Origin of the sequence: Anabaena sp. FACHB-1391, assembly GCF_014696755.1 — a bacterium.
In the GTDB taxonomy this organism is placed as follows: domain Bacteria; phylum Cyanobacteriota; class Cyanobacteriia; order Cyanobacteriales; family Nostocaceae; genus Dolichospermum; species Dolichospermum planctonicum.
Window position 1 is genome coordinate 110985 of sequence record NZ_JACJQS010000006.1, and the last position, 12456, is coordinate 123440.

General features: G+C 38.5%; 12 protein-coding genes. 5 read left to right on the forward strand and 7 right to left on the reverse strand.

Annotated features, from left to right (window positions below):
* Positions 1–298 precede the first annotated feature (298 nt).
* From H6F62_RS04655 to H6F62_RS04665, 3 genes are read left to right on the forward strand one after another with little or no spacing between them, the layout of a single operon-like run.
* On the forward strand, positions 299–892 hold the full coding sequence (locus H6F62_RS04655; protein WP_190371449.1) for a Uma2 family endonuclease: 594 nt from the start codon (positions 299–301) through the stop codon (positions 890–892).
* Between the two features lie 18 nt (positions 893–910).
* The gene (locus H6F62_RS04660; RefSeq protein WP_137908125.1) at positions 911–1357 is read left to right on the forward strand and encodes a VOC family protein; all 447 of its coding nucleotides are present in this window, start codon (positions 911–913) and stop codon (positions 1355–1357) included.
* A gap of 8 nt (positions 1358–1365) precedes the next feature.
* Positions 1366–1644 carry a hypothetical protein gene (locus tag H6F62_RS04665; RefSeq protein WP_028084785.1) on the forward strand — a complete coding sequence of 93 codons (279 nt, stop codon included), beginning with the start codon at positions 1366–1368 and terminating at the stop codon, positions 1642–1644.
* Between the two features lie 190 nt (positions 1645–1834).
* On the opposite strand, the gene H6F62_RS04670 is transcribed toward H6F62_RS04665, so the two are convergent.
* On the reverse strand, positions 1835–2329 hold the full coding sequence (locus tag H6F62_RS04670; protein WP_137908126.1) for a hypothetical protein: 495 nt from the start codon (positions 2327–2329) through the stop codon (positions 1835–1837).
* 164 nt (positions 2330–2493) lie between these two features.
* On the opposite strand from H6F62_RS04670, the gene H6F62_RS04675 reads away from it, so the two are divergent.
* Entirely contained in the window at positions 2494–4332 is a 1839-nt protein-coding gene (locus H6F62_RS04675) for a serine/threonine protein kinase (RefSeq protein WP_190371450.1), read from the forward strand.
* Between the two features lie 178 nt (positions 4333–4510).
* Here H6F62_RS04675 and psbA read toward each other — a convergent pair whose 3' ends face one another.
* The 3 genes from psbA to H6F62_RS04690 form a co-directional block, all read right to left on the reverse strand.
* Positions 4511–5593: a photosystem II q(b) protein gene (psbA, locus tag H6F62_RS04680; protein ID WP_137908128.1), complete on the reverse strand. Its 1083-nt coding sequence runs from the start codon at positions 5591–5593 to the stop codon at positions 4511–4513.
* Positions 5594–5770: 177 nt separating this feature from the next.
* Entirely contained in the window at positions 5771–7249 is a 1479-nt protein-coding gene (locus H6F62_RS04685; RefSeq protein ID WP_137908129.1) for an MBOAT family protein, read from the reverse strand.
* An 81-nt stretch (positions 7250–7330) separates the two neighbouring features.
* Complete coding sequence (locus H6F62_RS04690; RefSeq protein ID WP_190371451.1) at positions 7331–9763, reverse strand: DUF1574 family protein; 2433 nt, start codon at positions 9761–9763, stop codon at positions 7331–7333.
* A gap of 213 nt (positions 9764–9976) precedes the next feature.
* Between H6F62_RS04690 and H6F62_RS04695 the strand changes: the two genes are divergently transcribed.
* Positions 9977–10213, forward strand: coding sequence for a hypothetical protein (locus H6F62_RS04695; protein ID WP_137908131.1), 237 nt, complete (start codon positions 9977–9979; stop codon positions 10211–10213).
* 117 nt (positions 10214–10330) lie between these two features.
* Here H6F62_RS04695 and H6F62_RS04700 read toward each other — a convergent pair whose 3' ends face one another.
* The 3 genes from H6F62_RS04700 to scpB form a co-directional block, all read right to left on the reverse strand.
* The gene (locus H6F62_RS04700; RefSeq protein ID WP_137908132.1) at positions 10331–11212 is read right to left on the reverse strand and encodes a M23 family metallopeptidase; all 882 of its coding nucleotides are present in this window, start codon (positions 11210–11212) and stop codon (positions 10331–10333) included.
* Positions 11213–11413: 201 nt separating this feature from the next.
* Positions 11414–11758, reverse strand: a complete 345-nt coding sequence (locus H6F62_RS04705) for a DUF760 domain-containing protein (RefSeq protein ID WP_137908133.1) — start codon at positions 11756–11758, stop codon at positions 11414–11416.
* 131 nt (positions 11759–11889) lie between these two features.
* The gene (gene scpB, locus H6F62_RS04710; RefSeq protein ID WP_137908134.1) at positions 11890–12429 is read right to left on the reverse strand and encodes an SMC-Scp complex subunit ScpB; all 540 of its coding nucleotides are present in this window, start codon (positions 12427–12429) and stop codon (positions 11890–11892) included.
* Between the last annotated feature and the right edge of the window lie 27 nt (positions 12430–12456).

The following is a 12456-nucleotide window of genomic DNA, read 5'->3' on the forward strand; positions in this document are numbered from 1 at the left end:
GGAGCGTGCCGAAGGCATAGGGTAGTTGCTAAGGAGCAAAGACGCAAAGGGACATGAGCTTAAGCGTTGCGCGACCTAGTAATCGCAAACTTTCCCCAAACATCACTCTAACTATCAAAAATGACTAACAAAACTATTCCCAATGGCTACCTCCGTAAAGTCTATCACATCGCTTTTAACGTCCAAAATATGGCAGCATCTCGCCATTTTTACCATTGGGGTCAATTTTAGCGATCGCCTAGCCTAAATTTTTCTGAATTTTATCTGATAATAAAACTAGTCTCCTCAAGCAAAACCTATGGAAACCCTCACTTTAAACATACCTCCCGCAGTAAATTTAACAGATGAGCAGTTTTATCAACTTTGCATTGCTAACGAACCCTGTCAGTTAGAACTTACCCAAACCGGAGAATTAATTATTATGCCTCCCACAGGTGGAGAAAGTGGAATTAGGAACTCAGATATTAATATAGAATTAGGTTTATGGAATCGTCAAACTAAATTAGGTAAAGTATTTGACTCCTCCACCGAATTTAAACTACCCAGTGGTGCATATCGCTGTCCTGATGCAGCTTGGGTAAAACTAGCACGTTGGGATGCTTTAAGTCAAGAGGAAAAAAAACGGTTTCCCCCCCTTTGTCCTGATTTTGTGGTGGAATTGCGATCAGAAACGGATAGTTTAGAAAAATTACGTACTAAAATGCGAGAATATGAAAATAATGGCGCGCTTTTAGGTTGGTTAATTGATCCACAAACACCCTTGGTAGAAATTTATCGTTACGGAAAGGATGTAGAAGTTTTAAATTTTGATGTTGACAACCCACCAAGACTTTCTGGTGAAGATATTTTACCAGGCTTTATTCTCGATTTGCAGATAATTTTAAATCCATAGATTCTAAATTTCGGGATCATGATTTCTCAAAAAACTATTCCCAATGGCTACCTCCGTAAAGTCCATCATATCGCTTTTAACGTCCAAAATATGGCAGCGTCTCGCCATTTTTATGGTCATATTTTAGGCTTACACGAACTCACAGGAGACGAAATACCAGAAACATTAATAGAACTTGTCAATGCTGGTAAAGTCGCTAATTTCATCACTCCTGACGGCACAATTATAGACCTATTTGCAGAACCAGAATTATTACCACCAGATCCAGATCCCAGCAAGTCTTTTACCAGAGCATATCATCTAGCCTTTGATATTGCTCCAGAATTATTTGATCAAGCCGTTGCCGTGATCAGAGATCATAATTTAGTCATTGCTTATGGTCCGGTTTCCCGTCCCACAGGTAGAGGGCTGTATTTTTATGACCCCGATGGGTTTATGATTGAAATTCGTTGTGATCCTCATTAAATGCGAACATGGAAAAAGTTTTAAAAGTTCTTAACGACGTAATTACTAACCCACCAATTCCCCACGAACCCCATAAACAATCTTTAAAAAATTGGGCTATGTATTGTTTACGGGATAGAGGTTTTATAGTTATTTTTGCCCAAAATGCTGATTTTGCTGTCCAGTTTAAAAACGGAGAAAAGTTCTATTTTAAAGTTACCAATAATGCCGATAATTTAGATAATAGTATTAACTGGATTGTTTGGGATAGCACCACCAAAACAACCAGCTTAATTCCTCAGTCCTAGTTATTAAGTATTACAGCCAGCTATATAAGTATTTCATTTTACTATAATTTCTATATCTCTGAGGAAGAGAGGGTAAAACGAAGAACTTTTGTGACTGTAATGGGGTTTTCAAAGCCTCTCCCCCCGTGGGGGAGATGTTTACCAGAGCGGTTTTTCTGTAAACTAAGGATTTTCAAAGAACTTCTTAAATTTAGTCTGGGTTGGCTGGTAAACTAGCGAATAGCTGTTTAACTAACTGCTGAGTTTTATTTTCTAAATTTTGCCAGTCTACATCACCATATTCGTCAATTAAGTTGGGATCAATATCAACTGCCCCCTGCTCTGGACTATAATTGAGAAAACATATTTGATAACACAAATCCCATAAATCTATATTTACCCGTTCCTGTTGATTTTGCAAAAGTAAATGATATCCTGGATAAGGCATTGGCAAACTAGCAAGAGTTTCTTTAATTTCCTCTACTTGTGTTGGTGTTGCGGTTTCCATTTCCCGCACCAACTCAGTTACTAAAGACTTTGTTTCATCACTCGTGTTAGCAGGCCAGGTCAATACATCTTGGTAAGTCCCTTGCCAATTGGATGTATCAAGCTGCTTACGAATATTATCAATTACGCGAATAAAAGCAGGTTGCATCAAGATTTCAGCTTGCTGCCATGAGGTATAATTAGTGATTTTAGGTGGCATTCCTAGTCAAGGGGATACTGATAGTAAAATTAACGATTTTGTTTGATGAAAGAATTGTACTTTTAATTTAAATCTTTTCTCAAGATACCTGATCTCAGGGGAGGAAATTGGGAGATATTGACTACTATGGGTAAAATTAGGTTATAAAGCTGGGGAGGGAGATTATGATAGGTAAATTGCTAGATCATCGCTACCAAGTCATTCGCATTTTGGCCACGGGAGGATTTGGTCAAACCTATATTGCCCAGGATACCAGACGGCCAGGCAATCCCATCTGCGTGGTTAAGCACTTGAAACCAGCCAATTCTGACTCTAAAATCTTTACTACTGCTAAACGGCTATTTCACAGCGAAGCAGAAACTTTAGAAAAATTGAGTAATCATGACCAAATCCCCAGACTTTTAGCTTATTTTGACGAAAATCAAGAATTTTTTCTAGTCCAAGAATTTATTGACGGCCACACTCTCCAGGAAGAACTTATCCCCGGACAGCCTTGGAGTGAAGCCCAAGTCATACAAATGTTGTTGGAAATTTTGCAGATTTTAGAGTTTGTTCACCAAGAAGGTGTAATTCACCGCGACATTAAGCCTGATAATATCATTCGCCGCGCCGCTGATTATAAATTAGTTTTAGTGGACTTTGGTGCAGTTAAACAATTACGTTCACCCCTGGTGACAGTAAATGGACAAAAAACTGCTACTGTAGCTATTGGTACTCCTGGATATATGCCTACGGAACAAGGTCAAGGTAAACCCCGCCCTAATAGTGACCTTTACGCTTTGGGAATTATCGCTATTCAAGCATTAACGGGAGTTCCTGCTAGTCAATTACAAGATGACCCAGATACCGGGGAAATTAACTGGCAGCATTTAATACCCGTTAATTCTAATTTGGTGGCGATTTTAACGAAGATGGTGCGTTACCACTTCAAAGAACGCTATCAAACAGCAACGGAAGCTTTACAAGCTTGTCAAGAATTGGTGAATATCATCCCTGAATTTTCCCAACCCTCCCTAGCTCCTAAGATTATTTATCAATCTCCTCAAGTTATATCTTCAAGATTGACACAAAAAACAATGGCGGTTTCTCCCGCTAATCATATTCCTTCTCCATCTCTTCCTCAACAATCTCTTCCCCAAGATACCAATAAACCCGATCCTTTACCTTTATTAATTGGTATATTACTAGCGGGTGGTGTCGCGGCTTTATTTACAAATATATATCCCAATTTTAAAAATTTAACTATTAATTGGACAGGAGAAAATAGCAAATTAATCAGTAAATGTTTAGCTGTAGTTACGGCTGATTCTAATATCCGTTCTGAACCCAGCGCTATCAATTCTGATAATATTTTGAAAACTTTGGGTGTGGCCAGTCAGTTTGAAGTGACCGGTAAACAGACAAAGCGGGGTTGGGTAGAACTTAAACTTTCTTCTGGCAGGTTGGCCTGGGCCCATTCTGATGTCATTTCTAATCGTGAAAAGTGGATTTCTTGCCGTCGTGACCAAGGTTTGGCTATACAAACTGTAGATGATATTCCTTTAATTACATCTCGGCCAATTCCTTTAGTTCCCGCAAAATCTGTGGTGGTAAATCCCACAGCAAAGCCTTCCTTACCCGCTACTGCGGATCAGGTGAAAACGGTAGATAAGGCCAGGGAAAAGTTTGAATCAGGAGATTTACAAGGAGCAATTTCTCTGCTCAAGTCAACATCGGGAAATGCTGTTTCTGGTATTAAACAAACCGTTGATACTGTTAATCAATGGCAAAGTGATTGGGCAAAAGCAGAAGCTTTAGCTAATGATATTAATAAGGCAATTGATAATGGTCAATGGCATCAGGTTTTAGCTTATCGAGACCACCCGGAAAAGCTGCCTAATATTAAATATTGGCGCGATAAAATAGAACCAATGTTTAAACAAGCTGCTGAAAATGTCGCTAAACAGGCACTACCTAAAGAACATAAACCCACTCCCTCAGAAACACCAAAGAATGGGATTTAAAATCCTGTCTCTACAACTCCTCTAGAGTGAATAATCAATAATAGGGGTTATCTCCGGCTTCCTATTCCCCAACAGTTGTAAAAGTTCCACTAACTTCGCGGTTTTCTATAAAACAAAAATGCTCCCCATTTCTGGAGAGCATTTCTTTAATTAAGCTCTGTTAAGAAAGCTTTAATTATTAACCGTTGATTGCAGGAGCGCTCAAAGCAACAGGAGCAACATCAGCAGCAGCCAAGTCTAGGGGGAAGTTGTGAGCGTTGCGCTCGTGCATTACTTCCATACCTAAGTTAGCGCGGTTGATTACGTCAGCCCATGTAGAAATTACACGACCTTGAGAATCAATGATTGATTGGTTGAAGTTAAATCCGTTCAAGTTGAACGCCATTGTGCTTACACCCAAAGCTGTAAACCAGATACCAACTACTGGCCAAGCAGCTAAGAAGAAGTGTAAAGAACGGCTGTTGTTGAAGGAAGCGTATTGGAAAATCAACCGACCGAAGTAACCGTGTGCTGCAACGATGTTATAGGTTTCTTCTTCTTGACCGAATTTATAACCGTAGTTTTGTGATTCGTTCTCGGTTGTTTCTTTAACCAAGGAAGAAGTTACCAAAGAACCGTGCATTGCAGAGAACAAAGAACCACCGAATACACCAGCTACACCTAACATATGGAAGGGGTGCATCAAGATATTGTGTTCTGCTTGGAACACAATCATGAAGTTGAATGTACCGGAAATACCTAAAGGCATACCGTCAGAGAATGAACCTTGACCGATGGGGTAAATCAAGAATACTGCGGTAGCTGCTGCTACAGGAGCAGAGAAAGCTAGGCAAATCCAAGGACGCATTCCCAAGCGGTAAGAAAGTTCCCATTCACGACCGAGGTAGCAGAATACGCCGATCAAGAAGTGGAATACTACTAACTGGTAAGGACCGCCGTTATACAACCACTCATCTAAAGAAGCTGCTTCCCAAATTGGGTAGAAGTGTAAACCGATAGCGTTAGAGGAAGGAACTACTGCACCGGAAATGATGTTATTTCCGTATAGTAAAGAACCTGCAACTGGCTCACGGATACCGTCAATGTCAACGGGAGGAGCAGCAATGAAAGCAATGATGAAGCAGGTGGTAGCAGCTAATAGGGTAGGGATCATCAATACTCCGAACCAACCGATATATAGACGGTTGTCAGTGCTGGTGATGAATTCGCAGAAGCGATCCCATACGTTGGCGCTTTGGCGCTGTTGTAAGGTGGTGGTCATTTTATGAGTGCTTTATGTTCGTATGATGTTTGGTAGGTTGTTTTGCCTACCTGAATACAACATTAAAGGATAAATTGAAATTTGTAAAGATAATTAAAATTAGTATTAGTTATGTCAGTTATATGTTTTCCTGATGTAATTAGGTATACAGGAAATTTATTCGAGCAGATAATTCCTCTAAAAATCAAAGTAGATATAAGGTAAACTCCCTTGAGGAGCTAATAACCAAACTGCGTAAAAGCATAAGGGGACGAGAACAATCTTCATTTGCCAGCTAAAATCTAATTTCATCCTTCCTTTGAAGCTATATGATACAGTCATTAGCATGGTTATACTTGCTAATAAGTAAAAAATTTGATATTGATTGCTGTTCAGAGCTTCTGCATAAACCTTTTCCGCAAATTGTTGATCAGCAGGATAACCCCAAAGATGCTGTATGACTAAACTAGAGTCCCGGAGGTTGGGGAGACGAAACCAAATCCAAGATGTAAAAACCATGATTTGTGTTAGCAGCCAAGCGCAGATTATTCCGAGTGGATTTTGCCAAAATAGGTTAAGAATTGTTAAGCGATCGCTTAAAAAAGCCGTGAGACGATGAACTGCTAAAGCGATACCATGGAATAGACCCCAAACAATAAAACCCCAGGCTGAACCGTGCCAAATCCCAGCTAATAGCATTACTATCAATAAATTTCCGCAAGTACGTATCAATCCGCGCCGAGAACCACCCAAAGGGAAGTAAAGATAATTACGCAACCAATCACCTAATGTGATGTGCCAACGTCGCCAAAAATCCGCAATACTGGTACTGAAGTAGGGGAAATTAAAATTTTCCGGTAAAACTAAACCGAACAGTAAAGCACTACCACGGGCAATATCTACGTAACCATTAAAATCTAAATATAACTGTAGTCCATAAGCAAAAGTAGCTAACCACAAATCAGTGCTACCTGCTCTTTGTAAATTACCAAAACATAAATCAACAAATATGCCCAGATTATCGGCAAAAATTCCTTTTTTAACCGCACCTCGCGCAATTAACCACAGTCCTTCAGCCGTCCTATCAATACTAGGAAGTTGTAGTGTATTGAATTGAAATTCCAGATGATGATAACGAGTAATTGGTCCAGAAATAAGTTTTGCAAAAAATAATTTATATGTGGCAAATTCTATAAAATTAGCCGCAGCAGGATCACCACGATAGACATCTATCAAATAAGCAATACATTCAAATGTAAAGAAAGAAATTCCCAAGGGAGAAACTATCTTAGTTAATGATCCATCTGAGTGATTAAACAGATGAAAAAATAAATTTTGTAGATGATTTATATACTTAAAACCCAAGAGAATAAAAAGATTAAAAACTATACCAATCCATAATAGATTTCGCCGATTTCGATGCCATTCCTCTGGAGATAAATCCGAGTCTTGAGAATGCTTGTTTGATGAGGTATTATTGCTAATTCCTAAACCTAAGCGGAAGTTGATAAAAGTTAGTATTAAAAGTAATGGTAAATATCGAATGTGCAAAGATGAGTAAAACAAAATACTGGCTATTAGGAGAATCCATAATCGGAAATTTGCTAAATACACATTCCAGTAAATTACCAAGACACTTAACAGAAAAATCCCATAGAAAATTGATATGAATTTCATTGTTTAATTACTAATTATGATAGTTTTGAATTATTCACAGAGGAAAAATAACATAATACCCTTTGCTATTTTCCCATTTAATTACTTTTTTGTCCAGGAAATAATTGGATCTAGTGCCAAGTTTTTTGAAACCTCATAGGCACCATAGCGGTTAATGTGACTGGGGTCAGAAAAGTAATTACTTGCTGTTGGCCATAGTTGACTTAAATCACGGTAAATAAAATGAGGATCACTTGTAAATTTTAATAAATGCTTTTGAAACTGCTGTTCATACTTTGTGCGAACCGGATCTAAATAATCTGAAGTGAGGGGCATATTTACAAATACCAAGGATATATTATTTTTTTTAGTAAAATCTAACACTGAACGAAATGCCTGTTCTTGTTTACCCGCAAGCTGGAAAGATTTATAATCATTGTCGTAATCTCCAGAAACTTTTGGATATTTTTGATAATATGTAGCCGGATTAAATCGAACAGATATAGGTAGAAATCCATCAAAATCAACTCCTTGTAGAGAATTAGTCATTGCGGAGTAACTTGTGAGGTTAACCTTTGATTTAACCTGGAGATGTTGATAACTAAAAGGTAGATTTTCAAATTTTTTTTGCAGAAGAGTTTTAATTTGCTCACGGTTTTTATAACTAGCAGATAACCCAGATAAAGACTGATTTAGCCAACTGTCAGCCGCTTGATAGATGTTAATATCTTTTGTTGCTGATTTACTGCTAATCTCTCCTATAAAACCTTCTTTATTTTTATTTACTACATCAGCATTTACTCTGGTTCTAGTTTTCTGTAATACTTGTTTATATCCTTGTGAGACAGCAATTGCATTGAAAGTAATATCTTCTCGTCCATTATTAAAAGCGCGAGAACCATCAGCCCATAAAATTAGTTTCGGCAGTTCTTCAGGTTCTAAAATCTGACGAATCAGACAGTCAACAACTTGGGCTGTTGCTCCATTAATGCCAAAGTTAAATATATCAAGATTGCTATGACCTTGGCTGACTAAAGCCCTAGAAAGGGCTAGGGGGTCAACTCCTCTGAGGGCGCGGGAAGAACCAACAATTAAGACATCAGGTGGGCGTTTTTTCATAGCTAAACGCTGTTTATATAGAGCTAATTGCTCATCTAATTGCCTAGCATTAAAACTGGGCATTTGTGATCGGGCCGCTAATAGAATAGCTGTGGCAGTGGCGTTTTCTGTTAATGGTGCTACTGCGAAATTAGTATCATGATCATTGATAAATCCAGAGGCATTAAAAGTAGATTGATCATGATTAAGTGATTTCGGTGTTACTGATTGATTTGAAACTGGTCTTGTTTGATTATTTTCTCTTGGCAAAGATGGCTGAGATGCTAAGGGTAAAGGTGAAACAATATTGTTACTAACACTAACTTGGGGATAACTTTTAAGAGAACGTGCTAAGACATAACTTAATATCAAATCACTTTGTAAAGCTAGAAGTAATCCTAATCCCAGCCAAATCATACCACCACCAATTCCTTTATGATCTTTATGATCAGGGTTTTGATTTGTGTCGTGATTAAATATTGTAAATAATTGGCTGTTTAAAAGTAACTGTCGGATTTGTTTATTAATATTTACTGCCCAATTTTTTGCTATTTGTTTGCCCAAATTGTGTACTTTCTCATTTCTTGAATTAAGACATAGAATTGGTTCACGAGTCTGATGAGTAATCTGGTAACTTACATATTCAGATGTAACAGCAAATTCCAGTGTCTCTGTGGGGATTAGTCGGGAACGTTCTACCATGTTAAGTCCATGAAACCACATCAGTTCTTTATCGGCAGCCCGACGAACATCAATAGAAAAACCACTTATAGCAGAAATTTGCAGTTCGCGGATAATAAATTGAGTAAATTTCCTAGAGACTTGATAGAGTGTAGGACAAATGGGATGATCACAGATAATATGTAATAAATCTTCTGTGGGAATTAGCATCACCCGGATAGCAGATGTTTCCAACATTCTAGCGATCGCTGGCACATTTCCCGAATCATCCCATGGTTTTAACATCACCTCTGGAGTTGTCAAATTTAGGTGCGACAGCCAATCTGCCTCTATATCTCTTTGATGTGCCAAACTCTCATTAGAGATCATCAGTGGACTATCTGAGCCTGTGGGTGTTTCTGTCCCTGCTAATAATGATTTTTCTACCTGTTCTAAATATTGATTCAGTTGATTTAAGTACAATCTATAACACCATTGGGGAATATCTTCACCTAGTTTGCGACCATAAACTAATACTTGGTATATTGAGGATTGATCATTATTAGTCAGGCTGTCTACATTGTTTTCTTCTAGTTGTTGCAGTAACTCCAACAGGGTTTGCCAACCTTGTGGACACTCAACACTTTCACAGAGAATATATAGGTTATTACCTAGCCATCGGACTTTGATTACGTAAGTATTTATATTTACTGCATGACTCACCGATGGTGCTAAAAATTGTTGACGATTAAATAATTTAAATAATACTGTTTTCATGGGCAGTGAAATTTAACAGGAAGGGTGTACTGGAGGATTTTGACTGTACTTGTCAGCTATAACCATAGAATTATCGCACTTTAGCGGTTTTTTTACAATTTTGTTACCTTCGCGGCTGGCAAAATTGACAAAAATACAAAGATAGTGCTATCAAGTTAGAGACTGGGAAAAAGCAGAAAAAATTTATTCATTTACTAACTATTAAGAATTACAATGTCACCTGTAAACCAACAGTTCTTTTCTCAACCCAGATTAAATTTAATTCCATTCACCATTCCCCTATCTTGTTTTTTGCAAGCTGGTACAGTATCTATACTCATGTTGATCATAGCTCAAAAAGCCACCAGTGATGCTTTAGTAAGCCTGGGAGAGGCAAGTGAGGAATTATTTCGCGGTGATCGCTTGCCTGTCCTCAGTTTTCCAGACGATCACGAATTAAACCAGGATTAAAAACTTATATATACATAGTATATACTTAGAAAATTTCCAACGTCATCGTGAAATTCATCTGCGGTTAATGATCAGGAATAACTTGTGAAAAACCCGATGTTTGAAAATGGACAGAGTTTAAATTAAAAATCCTTTGGGATCTTTGGCTTCCCAACCCAAGAAACCGTTAACACGGATTTCAAAATGAAGATGGGGTTGAATAGAGGTTGGTTGTCCTGTAGTTCCAACTGTTCCCAAAATATCGCCTTTATTGACCTTTTTACCTAGAGTAACTTTAATGCCGTCAAGTTGGGCGTAACGGCTTTGTAAGCCATCTGCATGGTTAATAATGACTAACTTGCCATAACTACCCTGTTCCTTGGCAAAAACGACGATTCCGGGAGCGATCGCTACCACAGGAGTACCTACAGGTGCTAATAAATCCACCCCACTATGAAAAACAGCCTCCTTGGTCACGGGGTGATAGTTCCAACCATAACCTAATGCCACACTTGTAGTATTAGGGAGAGGATAACCAGTAATTTTTCCATTACTACCCACGGTTGTGGTAGCTTTTGTGGCTATCTTAGGGGGAAATTTTACACCTGGAATTATTGGTAAAAAGACAAATTTAGGGTTTTCCTGACAACCATTAATTTCAAATACCGTATCCGGGCGAACTTGATACTTAGATGCTATTTGTCGCCAAGTTTGATGGGGAGGAATTTCCACAACCATGCCATTAAAAGGGGGAATTTGTAGTGTTGTTCCCGCACTTACCACCCCCTTCCCCACGGATGGATTCATAGCGATAATTGTTTCTGGTGCTAGATGATAGTGACTGGCTATAGCTGCTAAAGTTTCACCAGGGCTTACCTGATGACGTTGAATACGAGCTAAAACCGGACTAGGGCAATTTCTGGGACGAGCATTGGCGGTTTGTGATTGCGGCTGTGTAGATAATAATCCCAACGTGCTAAAAAATGTGAGAAAACAAAGTGAACAATAGGAAAATTTCATGTAAACAAGTCCACAAATCGCTAATTTTTAGATTTTAGTTGCGGATTCTTAAAGATAGGATAAAGATTTTGCTTATATCTATAGGTTCATCTAGGGGAGAGGTTAGCAGCGGTTACAGCAAATTATCATCAGTGATACCACAATGCCTAAAACTGCTATAAATAAAAATACAGGCATGAATAAACACGCCTGTGGGGTTGACTATTGATTGGATAAATGTTCCAATTGCATTCTCTGTTCCATTTGGCGGAGAAAATAGCCCGTCATCATTGCCGAGGCCAGTAGCCCTGCTAGATTATCCCGATCTGTTGTAATCTGGACATGAAAATGCTCTGGTGGCATCATCCCCACTAGTCCTTGGACATTCTGGGAAATGATTTGTTTAATTTCGGGGCTGACAGATTGGGCGACACGGGCTAAAACTTCGGGAGATTGATGCTGTAAATACTTGAGTAATTGATTAGGGTTTTCCCCAAAGCGATCATTCAGAAGTTGATTAGGGTGTTGCTCAGAGTCGTCATGCGAAAAGTCAGGATCAAACACCATTGGCGATTTATATTAGCTTAACTGCTGATTCTACTCTAAACCATATTAGTAAACTAGCGCATTTTCTACGGGGAATAGATAAAATGTATGGTAGGCTACCTGCGTGGATTCTGTTTGTGTGGTGATGATTCCTAATGGCTGGGACTATCCTCTAAATTCAGTTCTAGTTGTTGTTCTTTTTCTGGAGTTGTCAAAATTTGAGGAAGTTGTTCGATTTGGAAATATTGATGAAATTTTGCCGTTATTTGCAGGGAGTAGGAACGAGAATCACTTTCTCGGCGTTTGCGAACAAAACCAGATTCTACTAATTCTTGAACGTGCTGATAAGCACCAGAACCACGAATGTTAATTAATTCGCTTTGTAATATGGGATTATGAAGAGCGATCGCTGCTAATGTTCTTAAAGCCCCTACGCCCAATTCTACTGGTATCAGAACTTGTACTAAATCATGAAAATCTGAGCGCAGTTGTAAACTATAACCATGTTCAGTTTCTACGACTTCTAAAGCCGTATCCCGTCGGGCATAATTCTCAATTAGTTCGATAACCCCCGCTTCTGCTCTAGGGCGATCGCACTTGGCATATTCAGCAATTTCACTGATAGATAAGGGTTTACCTTTTAAATAAAGAATCGCTTCTATCGTTGTGGCTATAGATATATTCTTGACCATTCAGAATTTTAGATTTTAGATTTGGGA